The organism is Pseudoalteromonas luteoviolacea DSM 6061, assembly GCF_001625655.1.
GTDB classification, from domain to species: domain Bacteria; phylum Pseudomonadota; class Gammaproteobacteria; order Enterobacterales; family Alteromonadaceae; genus Pseudoalteromonas; species Pseudoalteromonas luteoviolacea.
The window spans coordinates 22,910-39,765 of the sequence record NZ_AUYB01000106.1 but is presented as its reverse complement, the minus strand read 5'-3'; the positions used below and the strand labels follow the sequence as shown (position 1 = coordinate 39,765).

General features: G+C 41.3%; 12 protein-coding genes. 9 read left to right on the top strand and 3 right to left on the bottom strand.

Annotated features, from left to right (window positions below):
- Positions 1 to 59: 59 nt before the first annotated feature.
- Positions 60 to 3,260 (bottom strand): sensor histidine kinase, encoded by a 3,201-nt coding sequence (locus N475_RS14545; protein ID WP_155730919.1) that lies wholly within the window; start codon positions 3,258 to 3,260, stop codon positions 60 to 62.
- 496 nt (positions 3,261 to 3,756) lie between these two features.
- Here N475_RS14545 and N475_RS14540 point away from each other — a divergent pair, with 496 nt between their 5' ends.
- The 9 genes from N475_RS14540 to N475_RS14500 all read left to right on the top strand — a co-directional run bounded on the left by N475_RS14540 (position 3,757) and on the right by N475_RS14500 (position 14,403).
- Positions 3,757 to 4,500, top strand: coding sequence for a MipA/OmpV family protein (locus tag N475_RS14540; protein WP_063365488.1), 744 nt, complete (start codon positions 3,757 to 3,759; stop codon positions 4,498 to 4,500).
- On the top strand, positions 4,490 to 5,578 hold the full coding sequence (locus tag N475_RS14535; RefSeq protein ID WP_063365487.1) for an efflux RND transporter periplasmic adaptor subunit: 1,089 nt from the start codon (positions 4,490 to 4,492) through the stop codon (positions 5,576 to 5,578). Before N475_RS14540 ends, N475_RS14535 begins: the two co-directional genes overlap by 11 nt.
- On the top strand, positions 5,571 to 8,609 hold the full coding sequence (locus tag N475_RS14530; protein WP_063365486.1) for an efflux RND transporter permease subunit: 3,039 nt from the start codon (positions 5,571 to 5,573) through the stop codon (positions 8,607 to 8,609). The genes N475_RS14535 and N475_RS14530 overlap by 8 nt, the downstream gene beginning before the upstream one ends.
- A gap of 17 nt (positions 8,610 to 8,626) precedes the next feature.
- A complete protein-coding gene (locus tag N475_RS14525) occupies positions 8,627 to 9,292 on the top strand; it encodes a response regulator (protein WP_063365485.1) in 666 nt (221 codons plus the stop codon).
- Entirely contained in the window at positions 9,289 to 10,665 is a 1,377-nt protein-coding gene (locus tag N475_RS14520; RefSeq protein ID WP_063365484.1) for a sensor histidine kinase, read from the top strand. Before N475_RS14525 ends, N475_RS14520 begins: the two co-directional genes overlap by 4 nt.
- 35 nt (positions 10,666 to 10,700) lie before the next feature.
- Positions 10,701 to 11,159 (top strand): GNAT family N-acetyltransferase, encoded by a 459-nt coding sequence (locus N475_RS14515; RefSeq protein ID WP_063357567.1) that lies wholly within the window; start codon positions 10,701 to 10,703, stop codon positions 11,157 to 11,159.
- A gap of 173 nt (positions 11,160 to 11,332) precedes the next feature.
- Positions 11,333 to 12,460, top strand: a complete 1,128-nt coding sequence (locus tag N475_RS14510) for a glycosyltransferase (RefSeq protein WP_063357566.1) — start codon at positions 11,333 to 11,335, stop codon at positions 12,458 to 12,460.
- A gap of 114 nt (positions 12,461 to 12,574) precedes the next feature.
- The gene (locus N475_RS14505; RefSeq protein ID WP_063357565.1) at positions 12,575 to 13,252 is read left to right on the top strand and encodes a hypothetical protein; all 678 of its coding nucleotides are present in this window, start codon (positions 12,575 to 12,577) and stop codon (positions 13,250 to 13,252) included.
- Positions 13,253 to 13,407: 155 nt separating this feature from the next.
- Positions 13,408 to 14,403 (top strand): substrate-binding domain-containing protein, encoded by a 996-nt coding sequence (locus N475_RS14500; protein ID WP_227008509.1) that lies wholly within the window; start codon positions 13,408 to 13,410, stop codon positions 14,401 to 14,403.
- 64 nt (positions 14,404 to 14,467) lie between these two features.
- On the opposite strand, the gene N475_RS14495 is transcribed toward N475_RS14500, so the two are convergent.
- Complete coding sequence (locus N475_RS14495; RefSeq protein ID WP_063365483.1) at positions 14,468 to 15,328, bottom strand: 2-phospho-L-lactate transferase CofD family protein; 861 nt, start codon at positions 15,326 to 15,328, stop codon at positions 14,468 to 14,470.
- Positions 15,329 to 15,532: 204 nt separating this feature from the next.
- The gene (locus N475_RS14490) at positions 15,533 to 16,855 is read right to left on the bottom strand and encodes a Na+/H+ antiporter family protein (RefSeq protein WP_063365482.1); all 1,323 of its coding nucleotides are present in this window, start codon (positions 16,853 to 16,855) and stop codon (positions 15,533 to 15,535) included.
- Between the last annotated feature and the right edge of the window lies 1 nt (position 16,856).

Sequence of the window (16,856 nt, the reverse complement as noted above, 5' to 3'; positions counted from 1 at the left end):
ACCCATGTTTGAGCGCTAAAACTCTTATGCAGTTTAAGAGGCTTAAAACATCGGGTGGGCTAAGGCAGTGCAGGCAAGACAATAGTCACTTTGACCCCACCAAGAACACTGTGCTCGGCAAAAATACATCCACCGTGGCGTTCTACTAAATCTTGGCATATTGCCAAGCCGAGACCAGTTCCACCTTTGTAAAGCTCTTTGTTTTTCTCACTTTGGTACATTCGCTCAAAAATCGTTTTCAACTCACTATCATGAACTCCAGGCGAACTATCAGAAAGTGAGAGAACAAGTGCACCGTCAAGCAATGATGCCGTAAAGACTATTTGAGCGGGTTTGGCTGTGTATCTTATGCTGTTTGACAGTAAATTCGTTAATACCTGTGTCAGACGATCAACATCCGCATTTATTATCAATGCGTCGTTTATCTTAATATCTACATCAAATTCGTAGCCATCCCTTTGCAAAATTCGTCCTTTAGCGTCTTGACTCCATGAAGTTAACCAAGGCTTCACAGCAACATGTTCAGGACAAAGCGCACGCTCTTCTAGTTCAGTGCGGGCAAGCTGGTCGATATCTGCAACGAGCATATTGATGTCTGCTATTCGCCTGTGCAGCAATTGGTATGTTTTCTCCGTATCTTCCAGCAAATTATATTCAAGGCCCTCCACCGACATTTTTAGCACACTCAAAGGCGTGCGAATTTCATGAGATACTTCAGCAAGTAACTGTTTTTTACGCTCTAGTAAGGCCTCAGAGAACTCGGCACGATCTTTTATCCTTTGCTGTTTTGCCAAAAAGCTGAATCGCCATTTTATGGTTTGATACATCACTAGTAGCAACGAACATGCCGCCAGTGTATATGCCCACCATGTTTGCCACCAAGGTGTGAGGATGGTGAACTGATAGCTTACATGATCGCCAAATTTACGCGATGACATAGCTCTAACTTGAAACTCGTATTCGCCAGCTCCCAAATGATTGTATGCTATCTCACTCGATTCGGAGGGCTCGCTCCAAAGCTCGCTGCTGCCAAGTAAACGAGTCTGATAAAGTACTCGCTCTGGATTTGCCCAGTCTTTATGGCTTACTCTAAAAGTAATCTGTAAAGTTTCAGGTGAGAATTCGACCACTTCCTCTGATGCGTTCTCTATGGGTGCATGTAGGTGTGTGCCCGCTCTACTCAAAGAAGAAACTTCAAGAATACTGGTCGCTAAATTTGCTGTTAAATCTATTGCTGTTGGGTCAAAGTAGGTTACGCCACTACCTGAACCCCAGTAAAATGTATTGTTTATAAACTCAGCTGTATTTAACGTCGCATCCACAGCCAAATATCCATTTTCATAAACGAATGAATCAACCTGTAGCGGTTGCTCTGAAATGAATAAATCAGTCAATCGAATTCTATTATTACCACGTTCTGTACCAACCCAAAGCTCACCTTGATGGATCTTAAGTCCTAAAACAATATGACTGCTCAGGCCATCATCTACGCGAATGTGGCGCCCAATCCAAGATCCCGCCTGCCATTTTAATGCAAATACCCCTTTACGCGTCCCAATAAACATTGTTCCATCACTGCCTTGCTCAAGGCTATATGCCCAATCACTGGGTAAACCGTCACGTTCTGTAAAGCGGTAAACGACACCTCTATCTACAAAATAGGTGCCGCCGCCATTTGTAACAAACCAAACCTTATTGGTTTGGTCTATGTAAACATCAATCACGTATTCTTGCTGTTCCAAGTTCAAAAACTGCAATGTGTTCTCACACGCACGATAAAGCCCTTTTTCTGACGCAATATACATACAGCCATCAGGGGCTGTGACGATTTGATGAATAATATTGGCCTCTAAACCCATTTGATGCCAAATGTGCAGCGTATCATGACTTCCTAAAACTATTACGCCTTGTCGGCTGCCTACCCAAACACGACCTTCTGCATCTTGTGCAATAGTATGAATATATTGATTGTACAAGCTGTGCGATATACCCATCCATTGGCCTTTATCGAGTACTTGTATCCCCGTGCCGTATTGGCCAAGCCATAACTTATCATTGATATTTGCCATGGCACTGACACGCTCGCGATGCAAACCACTGCGCTTTGTGAGCAATCGAAAGCCACTGTCTTTAATCCGATTTATACCCGCGCCATAGGTAGAGACCCATACGTGCCCTTGTGCATCTTGCATTAGTCCCCTGATATGTTGGTCACTCAAACCATTCTGTTTGTTGAATGCATACACGTGCTCATTTCTAACCTTAAATACACCTTTGCTGTCATCCCCAATCCACAATGTATTTCGAGATTCATCTAGCAGTAACGCCGTCACGTTTAACGAGTCTACACCAGACTGTAAGTAAGACAATTGCTGTACTTTATCGATAATGCACACTCCAGAACCAACAATAGAGAATGCAATTTTTTGTTTTGAACTCGTAGCAAAAGACACATGGCCCTGGCAATTTTTGTCAAAAACTAACTGGGATAGAGCTCCCTCATAAAGTCGATATAATCCGGAACTCGTGGCTAACAAGAGAGTGTTTTGATCGGCTTCCAACTGATTAATAATACCAAAGCCATCTGGCACCATTATTTTGTAAAGCACATTTTGATGATATTGATACAGCTGACTGCCAGTAGTGAAATACACTGTATCTGAAACAATCGCGACATCACTCACTTTTTCTTTGAACTCCTCTTTAGAAACAGTCAAAGATTTAAAATATGCACCATCATAAATATTAATGCCTTTATCAGTCGCCAAGATGAGTTCACCTGATGGCATTTTCTCAATGTCCCAAACACGGTTGTTACTGAGTCCATGGCTATCATTAAAACACCTAAAGTGATTAGCAATATATTGGCAAAGACCCTCTCCATTGGTGGCTAACCAAAGATGACCATCTTTCCCTTGAACTGTTTCGTATACAGAACCCGTTGGCAGGCCTTGGCGAGGAGAAAAGTGTCTGATATCAGACAGTGTATTTAATTCGTATTGGGCTGCTTTAACACGACTCCAATGGTTAAATTGCTTAACTGTGTTATTTATTTCAAAAGAAGCACCTGGCACTTTCTTAATCGACACAGCAATCTCGTTCATATTAAAGCGCGTAACCGGCGATTTTTCGATTGGCTGTACCATATCCAAATCTACTTGCTCAGTGTGCGTTAAAATAGGTTGACCAGTTGGCAAAGTAAGTTCAGCCACATTATCCCAATCAGCTTTTTGGACTGGGCTTGCTGAAATTTCAATCACGGAACTAGCTGAATAAATGTCTTTGGAAAAAGAGTTAAACGCAACTAAAAGGGTAAAAATGACAAAGATAAATCGAACCAACGATAAAGTTCCTAACGAAGAGTTTTAGTGTAAATCTTATAAAAAAGATGCTCTTGCGCACTATTTTTCAAAGTTAACCGCCTTGTGCATGCCTTTATTTACACATCAACAATACGGCTTCGCTTTACATGATATTAAGTGCCTTCAGAATCAGTGCAATACTATCACAATGTCATCTTAAATAAATGCCAGTAAATACGCGTCTGACGCACTTTAACAATAAAACGAAACAGACTATTTCTTCAGAGCGACTCTACCTTCAATACTTTTTTACTTTTCAATGCCAAAGAGCACGATTTCTTAGTGCCTATGAAAAATTACAACCTTGTAAGTTTCGAGAAAGTTTGTCCCCTTAATATCTAGCCCATACACAAAATCAACCAACAAAATTACGAGAAAGTATTAAGGAAAACAAATGAGACAATCAATCATCGCGCTGGCTTCAATTCTAACATTTTGCACTGTGGCCGCGGAACCTGAACAAGACGAGTTGAAATTTGGGCTCGGTGGCGCGTTAATCACACAAGACGAAGGTTACAAAGATGTAGGCAGTGAAACCCAATTTGTGCCCGCAATAGCTATTGAATATGGTGATTTTAGACTTTTGGGCCCTTATGCTTCTTACACCTTTTTCAAAACTGAGCGCTTTGAATTTGCCGCTACTGGTATGCTTCGACTCGATGGCTATGAACAGGATGACAGTGATGTTTTTCAAGGAATGGAAGATCGGGATATGAGCTTTGATTTTGGCCTCGAGGCCGAAATAGATACCGATTTTGGTGAGTTTGGGATCAAGTATACCCAAGATGTATCAAACACTCACGACGGTTACGAAGCAACTCTTTCATATGGTATCCCGCTAAGAGTAGAGAAAGGCCGTATCGTCCCGTATATCGCTGCTAGTTTCTCTAGTGAAGATCTGGCTAATTATTATTATGGCGTAAAGGCTTCCGAGGCAACAGCAGACCGTTCATTTTATCAAGTTGACAGCGCGACGAACTTTGAAATTGGTGTTCAAAGCGACTGGTTCTTTGGCAAAAACCACATGATTAAAGCAGATGCAAGCTACACCTCATTTGACAGCACAATCAAAGATTCACCGCTTGTAGACAAGTCGGGGACCTTCCAAATTCTATTGGGGTATGTTTATGTCTTCTAACAAATACCACCTGAGCCTAGGCAAAACATTCTTCTTTGTGCTTATGACGGGACTTGTTCTTGGCTGTGAGGATAAAACTGATATATCCCCGCAAAAACATGCAGTGGATAAACCCCGACCAGTGACATACGCCAAAACAGTGCCTGCACCAAGCAAGGTTTTTTACGGCAAGATTCAGAGTATCAATGGCTATGATATGGCAAGTTTCAACAATGGCCGTGTTGCAAGTATGTACGTTAAAGAAGGGCAGACAGTAAAAAAGGGACAGTTACTTGCTAACTTATATTCACCTTCTTTAGACGCTATTGTGTCACAGGCTAGCGCCAAACTGAACGCTGCAATCGCAGCGTCAGTAGAAGCTGAGACAGAGAGCAAACGTGTCGCTAATTTATACGTTCAGAATCTTACGCCCATCGCCATGCTAGAGAAAGCCCAAAGAGATGCTCGCATTGCAAAAGAAAATGTACAACAAGCTCAAGCACAGCTAATTCAAGCCAAGAATGATTTACAAGACATTTCTATCTACGCACCAGAAGATGGGTTAGTCGCCAAGCTATACGCAAGAAAAGGACTTTTTGTCGCAGCTAGTGAGCCGATATTAAGATTAGAGCAAGCTGGTGGAGAAAAAGTAGTATTTTCTGTACCCGAGCAAGATGCGGTCAAGTTGCAGGTTGGTAATCGTGTTGAAATATTTGTTCGCTCTTTAAAGCGAAAGTATCAGGGAACCGTTAGCGAAAAAGCACTGCCTCAAGTGGCTGGCCCATCTTTGTTTTCTGTCACCATAGAGCTTGAAAAAGGCCAGTCTGAGCTGCTTGGGTTAACAGCACAACTTAGAATGCCACTAACCCAAAAGCCTGTCTATGCCATAGATTCAGCGGCTGTCAGATTTACCAATGAGGGGCAAGGTTATTTACTAGATAACACTTATCAGCAGTACGCTGTCGATCTTTTGGCATCGCGCCAAGATAAGCTACTAGTGAGTGCTCCACGCAAACTCAATAACATCCCTTTCAGCACAGCACCTGAGCCAACTATTGATTTGAACCTTATGACCGCCAAAGAGAGAGAATATGAGTAGTTCTTTTGATATTAAGGAGCCTTGGTATCAAAATCCAAGGCTAATTTTAGGGCTCACCTGCATACTAGTATTTGTAGGCATCGCTGGTTGGTTTAGTGCAAGTGAACAAGAAGACCCTCAATTCCCCTATAGAAATGGCTTTATAGCTCTTAATGCAAATGGCATGACAATTGACCAAATCAAGGATAAGGCGGTTATACCCATTGAGCGCGTGCTGAGCAAAATTGACGAAGTAAGTACCTTTCAAGCAAGAATAAAAAACGGGTCTGCTACGGTAGACATCGAGCTTAACGAACAAGTTTATAATACCGATACTGTTTGGCATCGTATCAAAAATGACATATCGGCATTGCAAGGAGATATAACGCCTATAAGCGCCCACATCGAAGATCGTGCGCAAGATACACAAGGCATTGTAATCGCCATCACTCATCCTTTTACGTTAAACGAAAAAAGGGCGCTTGCGCTTAAGTTGCGGACTGAACTAGAACAAATTTCTGAAATCAGGTCTGTTAATCTCGTTGGAGATCCACAAGAGCAAGTGGTGATCGATTACAAACTTAGTACCCTTAGGGATACTGGTATCTCACCTTCTGAAATCGCGGAGTTATTCGCTAATCCAGACGGTAGCGCAACGACATTGCGATCAAATGGGTTATCCACACACATCAGCCCGATTGGAAAAATAGATAGCATAGACAAAATAAAAGACATTCAGATAGCACTTGATGACCAAAGCTCAACACCTCTATCAAGCATCGCAGATGTGTATTACAGGACAAATCCAGCGGCTGAAGAGCAATTTTTAATTAATGGTGAGCGGGTAGTAGGGCTTTCGATTTCATTACCAGCTAATTCTGTAAGAGTTACAGACGTTGGTGATAAAATTTTGGATACTGTGGCACAATTTAACAAGCAACATGTGTCTTCGCCTGCTGAAATAATTTTGTTTCAGCCAAAATGGACTGAACAACGCAAGTCAGGGTTATTGATGTCTCTTGCAACTGGTTGCTTGGGAGTTGCTATAATTTTAATGCTAATGATGTCTATACGAACAGCAATCGTTGTCGTGCTGTCAATCCCGGCAATTGCGCTCAGTGCTCTTGGCGTGTTCACAGCAGGTGAAGGGGTCTTCCATCAAATGACCATCGCGGGATTAGTACTGTCACTGGGATTAATGGTAGACAACAGCATTGTCATGGCAGAAAAGATTTTACAATTGGTCGAGCAAGGACAAACCAAATTCTCCGCTTGTAAAAACGCTGTAAAGGGGCTGTACAAACCTCTGGCTACGGCGACAATTACAACTATTGCGGCCTTTCTGCCTATGTTGTTAGCGACAGGCAGTGTTGCTGACTTTATTGCTTCCATTCCTGTTTTAGTGATTCTGTGTATTAGTTTTAGTTATCTTATTGCGTTAACCTTGGTTCCCGTCTTGGCCAAGTTGTCGTTTACGCATAACTCTATGAACTCTCCTGACGAAACTAAATTGAGTAAATGGGGTCAACAACTCACAGAATTCACACTTTCAAGACCAAAAACTGTTACTTCACTCTTTTTAATTGCTTGCGTTGCGACACTTTTCATCCCGAAACAGAGTGGCGAGTTTTTTCCAAAAACCAGTCGCAACCAGGCATATGTTGATATTCAGTTACCTTATGGTAGCGACATAGCGCAGACTTCTACAGTCACAAAAGAGGTAGCCGATACCTTAGCTGCATTCGTTGGTGTGACACGCACTTTTTCTTTTAGTGGTTCTTCTGGACCCCGTTTTTATTACAATTTAGTTCAACAACCGGGAGAAAGTAATGTTGCAAGAGTAGTATTTGAAACCGAAGAACACACAGATATGTCCGCTCTCGTAGCTCAAATGAACAGCCAGCTTGGCAATAAATATCCAAACATCTTGGTAACTGCAAGGGAGCTTGGCCAAGGTCCACCGATTGAAAGCCCAATTGAGCTCAGAGTCATCGGCAACGACCTTAGCAACATGTACAGTGCCGCGGAGAAAATGTTTACTGTATTAAATTCACAGGGTCAAACACAAAATGTCAGACGCGCATACAGTTATGGAGTACCGCAACTGAGACTAAACATAAATGAGCAAGCTTTGAAAATGGCAAACGTGAATAAAAAACAGCTCAGTGATTATGTCTCTTGGCAAGGAAAGGGGCTTCATGCAAGTACGCTGCAATATAAAGCTGAACCTATGGCGCTACTTGTGCAGGATACAGAGTCATCACAAGACATGGAGCAGCTTTTATCATTAGAGGTTATCAATGGGAATGATGAGTTCATCCCGCTGTCGTTTGTTGCTCAAAGTGAACTGGTGGGGATGAAAGGAGTAGAAACAAGACGAAACGGTAGAACAGAAATTAGGATTTTAGCGGATGTAAAAGCAGACCATGACGAAGAAGCAATATTGTTGTCATTATTGCCAGAACTTGACAAGATTGCCAGCGAAAACAACGTTATACTAAAGTTAGGCGGAGAGTTTGAGGAATCGCAAGAGGCCAACGGTGCGCTGTTACTTGCATTGCCATCAGGTTTAATTCTGTTATTTATCGCTTTGATATTGCAATTCAATTCGTATCGCCTGACAGTATTGGTGATGCTTAGTCTACCTTTAGGCGCACTAGGCGCTCCTGCAATGTTAGCTGTAGTCGGCGTCCCTTTTGGCTTTATGTCATTACTGGGAGTGTTGGCTTTGACAGGAATAGTTGTTAATACCGCTATTTTATTGATAGACAGCGCCGTTGAAGAAATCAAGAAGGGCAAGCTGAAAGAAACCGCGATTCAATATGCGCTGAAAACGCGTTTGAGAGCGATTTTACTCACTACAGTAACCACCATAGTTGGCATGTTACCACTGACATCGTCCCAAAGCCCGCTTTGGCCACCCTTAGCTTGGGCCGTGATTGGTGGTTTGATCACTTCAACATTGCTAATGCTCATCGTTTTGCCTGTGTGGATGAACTGGTTAATTGATCCAAATCGGTACGAGCAACGAATTAATGAGTGCAATAAATAAAAGGATAGCAAGAGTTTATGCGTATTTTAATCACTGAAGATAACAATCAACTTGCACAATTCATTCAACAAGCGATTTTACAAGACGGCCATGCGGCTGATATTGCTCACAGTGCTCAGCAAATGCAAACATTACTAGAAGGGTGGCAATACGATGCAATGATACTCGATTTAGGGTTACCGGATATTGATGGTATTGACATCATTAGAGCATTAAGAGCAAAAGATAACCCGATCCCAATATTAATTTTGACAGCTCGCGGGGGCGTAGAAGATAGAATCAAAGGGTTGGATTTGGGTGCAGATGATTACCTTAATAAACCCTTTGCGATAGAGGAATTAAAAGCACGATTAAGAGCAATTTTAAGACGTCCGGTTGAGTATTCTGGCAACTTACTCTCTCGCGGTAATATCGCACTGGATACAAAATCTCGTCGTGTGCTAGTGGACGACGAAAATATCAATATGGGTAAAACAGAAGTCGCGATTTTAGAGTACATGATAAGACACGCAAGCTTAACTGTAAGCAAAGAAGCTATCTATGACGCAATTTACGCATTGGGCTTTGAAGTTACCGACAACGCAATACAAGTTGCGATGCATAGGATCCGAAAAAAGTTAGAGCAAGCAGGCGCCAATACTGAGATTAAAACAATTCGTGGGATAGGGTATATTTTGTCATGAACAATGCTAGCCTCACCAATAAAAACTCCCTCGCGCGTAAGCTATTCGCATTGTTTACCTTTTTAGGCTGCGGTGTATTTGCACTGATAGCGGGTATCTTATTTTTATTCTCAATCAATTTTGCAAATATAGCCGTTGAGAAAAGCATGCATGGAATGGCCGAGGATATCCCAGACACTTTACATTTTGACGAACAAGGCAAGCTTAACTATTCTGCGACAAATATGGCAAAGAAGTGGGGGTATGACGCACTATTCAATAACCTTGCTTTCAAAGTAACGGACAGCGTGTCAGGTGAAGTTTTACTCACTTCAAACCCGCACAGAGCAACATCTGCGGCGCTATTGGCACTACCTAAAGACATGCCTCAGGGCTACTCTTTCTTAAATGGAATTGATAGATATCGTCTTACCGCCGACATTGATGGTACAGTGCTATACGTTGACCTTGCCCGCGATGATATGATTGGTGAACTAGCCAATGAAGCAGTGTTACCCATGCTAGGTCAAGTGCTAACACTCACCATGGTTTCGGCGTTTCTCATTTTTATTCTTGTAGGCTACATCTCGATTAAAGCCGTGGTGAAGCCTGTCAATAACGTTGCTTCTCAACTAGATAATATCGAGCCATCTCAGCTCGACAGGCGGCTTGATGAAACAGGCGTGCCCAGTGAAATGCTCCCGCTCGTTAACGCACTCAATGAGGCAATGGACCGAGTTGAGACAGGTTTCAACGAACAAAAACGATTTGTCGCTAACGCCGCTCACGAATTAAAAACACCGCTAGCTGTGCTGCGAACCCGTCTAGAACTTGCCAATTTGCCAGACAAAATAGGTTGCGAGTTAATGGGGGACATCAACTATATGACGCGCGTCGTTGAACAATTGCTCGATCTATCCCGTGCTCAAAATCAAAACAGTTATTTGCACAAGCCGGTCAATATCTCCGACGTAGCAAAAGACGTTTGTATGCTGCTTGGTCCACTAACGTTAACCTATAAAAAGGATCTGGCTCTCGAAGAGTTGGATAAAGACGCTGAAGTTATTGGCGATCAAGCAGCACTTATTATTATGCTTAAGAACCTGCTAGAAAATGCGCTAAAACATGCTGAGGAAGGCGCACAGGTTATTGTAGAAGTGGCAAAAGACAGAATATCAGTTAAAGACTCAGGCCCAGGTATCAATGAAGAAGATAGAGTTAAACTTTTTGAGCGCTTTTGGCGCAAAGAGCAATCAACTTTAACTGGAAGTGGGCTAGGCCTTGCGATTGTCAATGAAGTGGTTCTTGCACACAATGCTCGGATCGATGTAGAGTGCAAGAACGACATTGGCGGAGCGACGTTTCACATATATTTTTATGACAAGCCGTATTGATTAATCATAGCTATACCGTAGTAAAAGGAAGTTAAATGGATATTAGACTGGCAAACCAAAATGACATCGACCAAATAACCAAGCTTGTTTCTCAGGTATCTGTTGCAGATGTACTGCCACATTTTGACAGTTCAGGACAGCAAGAATATATGAGAAGAGTAATTCCTGATATTGAAACTACATTAAATACTGTCCTCTTTGATACATTTGTCGCAGTAGAAGGAAATCTTATTGTGGGCTTTGCTGCCATACGAGAGAAAAACTACATTACCCACCTTTTTGTCGCTAAGGAAGTTCAAGGACAGGGACTAGGAAAAATATTGCTAGAAAAAATGTTAGCACAAACCTCCGCAAGGCAAATTTCGCTTCGCTCCTCAATTAACGCTCAGCACTTTTATAAAAAGCAGGGCTTTTCGGCTACAGAGCCAGAAGATCAATTTTGTGGTATTAGGTTTATCCCAATGGCGATAGATACTAGAAAATCAAAAAGATAACCATGTGTGGCTACAATCTGCTTTTAATCAATTTAAAAACTAAAATGCATTGCAAAGTGCAATACAGCCCCTAATACGACTTTAATCTTAAAGTAAGCCTCTGATTAATTTAAAAAAGAAAAATGGTACATTTCTTGAGTAGCTCAATGTAGTTAATACAGGAGCTCACTTTTATGAAACACATCGCGATGTATACAGACAGTAAGGACCTTCAAGAAGTCGCAATTCTTATAAGCGAAGCAAATGCGCTGGCTGATGTTGGGCATAAAGTAACAATTATCAGCCATGTAAAATATAAAAATGTTAGAAACCTAAAACCTAATGTATCTATCAAATATTTAGAACCAGAGGGTGTCCTCGGACTATTTAGTATTGCCATAAACTTCAACAGTTTATTAAAATGCTTTTCGATTTGGTATAAATATAAAGCTGGAAATTTGTATACTTTAGTCACAAAGGGGCTGAAACTCGCTCAAGTATTGAAAGCGTTAAACATCGAGCATATTCATTTCGGTTTCAAAGAAACCATGTACCCCGTCAGCCTAGCTAGCGCCGCCTGTGTAGGCGCGTCTATTTCCAATTTTTACAACGGGAGTAGCAGGGGGAAGTTGTCTAAATGGATCTCTGAAACATGTAATCTGTCTTTGCTCGAATTAGAAAAATATAAGCCAAGTAAAGAACAAAACGCGTTCGTGTTGAAACGTGGCCTAGATTTGTCACAATACAAAACAGCCATCAAGAACAAAAGCTCAGTTAAACTAATATTTGTGGGCAATATTGTTGAAGGCGCTGGATTAGAAAACTTGTTAAAAGCTTTAGCAGCACTACCCTCTAGAGCAGAAATTCAATTAGACATCATCGGCTCGGGGCCTATTAAAAAAAAGCTAGTTAACGACTTAATTAGATTACGACTGAATCAAAGAGTGCACTTTTTAGGTGACAAATCAAGAAAATGGCTCTTGCAAAACCTTCCTAAATACAATGCCATGATCACACCTTATGATTCAGACAATGCTATCCCTGACGTACAAAACATTAATTATATTAAAGAGGCAATGGCATGCAGCTTACCCATATTGACATCTAATATTACTACATGTGATGAGCTAACTAGTCTAGGTACTGGTATGAGGTGCCCACCAGGAAGTGTGGATGCGCTCAAGAATATGCTATTAGCTTTTTTGAAGTTGGGCCCCTACAACCAACACTTGCTTGGGGAGAATGCAAGAAAGTATGCTGAAAAACATTACAACGTAAAGCATCAGGCCCGTGCTCTATCCCAATACATTCAAGCTTTGTAACGGAAATTTTGGGCTACAATAATGTAAATGCCCAAATAAGCCTGCTCGGTTAGAAGCATGACCGATACAATATTTGGAGAGCTAAGGAGGGCTATTTCATATCAAGGAGTGAAAATGTCTGACTCTATATACCGAGCATTGAAAGGCCTCAGCAGAAAAGAGAATATTAATCACAACACACACTCAAATTTACCTAACCAATTTGAAATAAAGGTATATTTTACCTATCTAACTAGCATCATTGTCGCGATAATTGTGGCTTTTTTATGGCAACTGACTCAGCTAGAGCCATTTAAGCTTACCTCTTTAATACTTCTGATGCTCGGCTACATTGGCATCATCATTCATCCTGCAGTTGTGTTTTTTCTTCGCAGAAAGGAAATTAAAGACAGTATAAAAAACCCTTTGGCGGTACTGTATAACAACGCAAAAATGAATGACTGCTTTGACAAGAAATATATGGGCTTTTTACACTCCAAGAGTTTGGACGATCTCGAATTTACTTTGCTCGAGGTAAAAGCTGAAAAAACCGCTTTTGAAAAGCGCACAGCATTATTAGTTGGCTCAATAGAGCGAGTTGGTTTTGCACCTGGTGTATTAGCCCTATTGATTTCACTGGATAAGCTTAATGAGATTGAACTTGATTGGGTTTTGTCGATTGCTTATGCCATACCTATATTGTATTTTTTTGGCGCATTTAGCCATATACTCGCGACTAAAATGAACAGACATATCGCTATAATAGAACTAGTCATAGAGAAGAAAAAACATACCAGAGTAAATAGTGAATAGGTTAGCTATAACTCATCACTACATTGTAGGTTACTAAAAACTGCATGAGTCGATTAGGCGAATATAAACACTGGTTTTAATTGCCTTAGTCCCAAAAAGCGTTAAACTCATTAAGTATGACGCAAGCTTATGGCAAATTTGTCAAGGACTTAGCTTTGAAATTTAGGTTAATGCATCTGCTTAAATGGTGTGTACTCGCGACTTTAGCATTTAGTACAAGCACAAGTGCAAAACTATCATTCGCACTCATAGGTAAAACCAAAAACGACTCGTTTTATGAACAGTCCTTTAAAGGATGCCAAGCCTTTTCGCGTACTATTTCTGACTTAACCTGTATCTATGATGGAGCAGATGATTATCAGGATGTAAGAACTCAAGTTCTCATTGTAAAAGAGTACATAAACAAAGGAATTGATGGCCTGTTGATATCAACGACCGACTCTCGATTTTTAGTCTCTGGCGCCTTACAACTTGCGAAAGAAAAGGGCATCCCCGTCATTACATTCGACTCAGATTTACTTGAGCAACATAAAACGTATCGTCTTACTTATGTCGGCACCAATAATTTTGATTTTGGTAATGCTTTAGGGCAAGCCGCCAAAAAGTACAAAAAATTGGACCCACAGCCAATCTGTATCCAATCGGGGCATCAAACGACACCAAATTTAAATAAGCGTATTGAGGGCGTGAGGCATGCATTGTCTGATGGTAGTGTAACTAAATTAAATGGTAGCACCGGTTGGATAGAATATGATCGATGCCCCCTTTACACCATGGGTAGAAGAGATGACTCACTCAACCAATTGCTGACGATACTTGACTATAAACACCCCCCAATATTTATCGCTGTTGCCGGCTTTGCCCAATTTAACACAGACTACACGAGCAAATTGCTGTCGTACAAAAAGCGTATTCAAGAAGGGGATATCACAATCATCTCCGCAGACACCGAGCAAATTCAGCTCAAAGCTCTTAGCAACGGTCTTTCGAGTATTAACATAGGACAAAACCCACATGAAATGGGCAGGTTGAGTGCTGAACTTCTATACCGTTATGTTAAATCGGGAGAAAAACCCCAAAAAAACACTTACTACCTTGATTTCCATTATTGTAATCAAGATAACGTCGCAACATGCACAGTAAATTACTAAAAAAGCGGTTGCCTAATTCGACAACCGCACACGCACGCACCATAACTCATTGTGCCAATGAATATTAGTTAGCTAGATTAATTCCTGATTGCTTAACAGCATTCAAGGTTGCAATTGTGGGCACTTTGAACAACTCGTCCATCATATCTAGCGTGTTGTTAGTGCCTATATCCTTTGGAGAGTTTGACTTACTCTCTCTATAGTGAAAGCTGAGTATATCGGTAAATTGATTCGAAATGGCAATATCAAAAAATTGATATCCAATTTGTGACTTCATCCACTCCAAATACCGTGAGGCACTGCAGCCTTTTAGCAGTAAACTTCCAACAATGGGAGTGTCTATTAGCAAACGACTTGCCGATGTTTCTAAAACTGCATTTTTAATGTCCGGTATTAGTAATAGTGGAAGTAAGTCTGTGACTGGGTTACATGGACCAAATATTAAAAGGTCAGCTTTCGCTATGACCTCAATTGCACCGGATGGTGAAGGCACTTCTTTTGACAAAAATACTTCATGAGGAAAGTCAGCGAGTGCATCAATATTTTTAGTGCCTACAACTGTACTTCCACATTGAGTTATAGCGACCAAATCAGTTGCATAGTCAGACATCGGGTATATACAACTGTTGCTGTTAATCGACTTGCTATAAATGCTGATGGCTTCTGATGGCGTATTGCACATAAGTGACAATAGCTCTAGGTTTGCTGTATGCCTTTCCTCTGCTCGCTCCTTATTAGAACATAGTGACAAACTCATATTTTGCAGCGTTTCTAATTGCGCATATGAAAGCAACGCGCATTTGTTGTCAATATCAAAACTCGCTTCTGGAGTAGCACAAATGGCACTCATGGTTTGGCACAACGGTTTCAATTTTTTCATTATTTGTAGCATCTGTTGGCCTGCGCCAATAAAAACAACGTTCATATAGTCACCCTAGATTCAAATTTACCTAAGCCAACTGAGCATTATGTATGCCAATTCATAGTGGGTTGTTTTTTATGTTTTTTTTGTATTTTATGGTGCGTCTAGTTGCATATTGCAAAGCAATATGAGAAGCGTGATTTTTAGTTTAAAAACAGCAAAGAGGGTAAAAAGTAGAATAAAAGAAAGAGCCCTTACGGGCTCCTATTACAATACCATTGCTGCTATCCAGCCAAATATAAGCAGCGGAATGTTAAAGTGAATAAATGTTGGTACGACTGAGTCCCAAATATGATCGTGCTGACCATCTGTGTTCAGACCAGAGGTCGGTCCTAGCGTTGAGTCAGAAGCAGGTGAACCGGCATCGCCTAAAGCCCCTGCCGTGCCGACTAATGCTACCGTTGCCATGGCTGAAAAACCGACTTCTAGCGAGAGCGGCACAAACAAAGTGGCGATAATTGGCACAGTCGAAAATGAACTCCCAATGCCCATTGTGATGAGTAACCCGACAATTAATATAACAGCTGCCGCGATAGGCTTACTATCGCCTATAACATCCGCACATGCTGCTACCAAGGATGCAACATCTCCGGTCTCTTTCATCACAGAGGCAAATCCCTGAGCAGAGATCATGATAAATCCTATCATCGCCATCATCGCTACACCCTTGGTGAAAACATCAGAGCTTTGGTCCCATTTAATAAGCCCGAACATCGCAAACATCATCACGCCAACTAGGCCACCAAGTATCATTGAGCCACTTACATTTTGTGCCAACAACGAGCAAATAATGGCAATAACACCACCAATAAGCACCTTCTTTTGATCTTCAACTTTGATATTCACTTGTTCATCAGCACGTGCTTCACCTTGATACATTCTGGGTTTACGATAACTAATAAATACAGCAATAACCAATCCAACGAGCATACCAAGCGCCGGAATAATCATCGCATATGGAACTGCAGTGTTAACTATCTCCAAGCCATTATCCGTTAAGTTTTTATGTAGAATGGAATACAAATAAATACCACCAAATCCGTAAGGTAGTACCATATAAGATGTTGCTAGACCAAAAGTAAGCACACATGCAATTGCCCGCCGATCCATTTTAAGCTTATTAAAAATAACGATTAATGGCGGAATAAGAATAGGTATGAAAGCAATATGCACAGGCACTAGATTTTGAGAAGCAATTGCACATCCCATGATCACGACCAAAATTAGCATACTCAAATAGTTTGCTGAGTCTTTGTTTTTACTGTTGACTAAACCTAGTAATTTACTGGCGAGTATTAATGTTAAACCCGATTTTGAAATGGCAACAGCAAATGCACCAAGCATTGCATAACTCAGGGCAATTTGAGCACCGCCAGATAGCCCATCATTAAATGCATTTAAGGTATTCTCTAAACCAAGGCCAGCGGTGAGGCCCGCAGCCAAAGCACTCAGGGTCATTGCGACAATTACGTTCACTCTAAAAAGGGATAGGCCAAGCATTAAAATGACCCCAACAACTACAGCATTCATA

Coding starts and splice junctions, on each gene's coding strand:
- N475_RS14495 (WP_063365483.1), bottom strand. CDS start 15,328: ATGAACGTTGTTTTTATTGGCGCAGGCCAACAGATGCTACAAATAATG.
- N475_RS14540 (WP_063365488.1), top strand. CDS start 3,757: ATGAGACAATCAATCATCGCGCTGGCTTCAATTCTAACATTTTGCACT.
- N475_RS14505 (WP_063357565.1), top strand. CDS start 12,575: ATGTCTGACTCTATATACCGAGCATTGAAAGGCCTCAGCAGAAAAGAG.
- N475_RS14490 (WP_063365482.1), bottom strand. CDS start 16,855: ATGAATGCTGTAGTTGTTGGGGTCATTTTAATGCTTGGCCTATCCCTT.
- N475_RS14530 (WP_063365486.1), top strand. CDS start 5,571: ATGAGTAGTTCTTTTGATATTAAGGAGCCTTGGTATCAAAATCCAAGG.
- N475_RS14525 (WP_063365485.1), top strand. CDS start 8,627: ATGCGTATTTTAATCACTGAAGATAACAATCAACTTGCACAATTCATT.
- N475_RS14520 (WP_063365484.1), top strand. CDS start 9,289: ATGAACAATGCTAGCCTCACCAATAAAAACTCCCTCGCGCGTAAGCTA.
- N475_RS14510 (WP_063357566.1), top strand. CDS start 11,333: ATGAAACACATCGCGATGTATACAGACAGTAAGGACCTTCAAGAAGTC.
- N475_RS14515 (WP_063357567.1), top strand. CDS start 10,701: ATGGATATTAGACTGGCAAACCAAAATGACATCGACCAAATAACCAAG.
- N475_RS14535 (WP_063365487.1), top strand. CDS start 4,490: ATGTCTTCTAACAAATACCACCTGAGCCTAGGCAAAACATTCTTCTTT.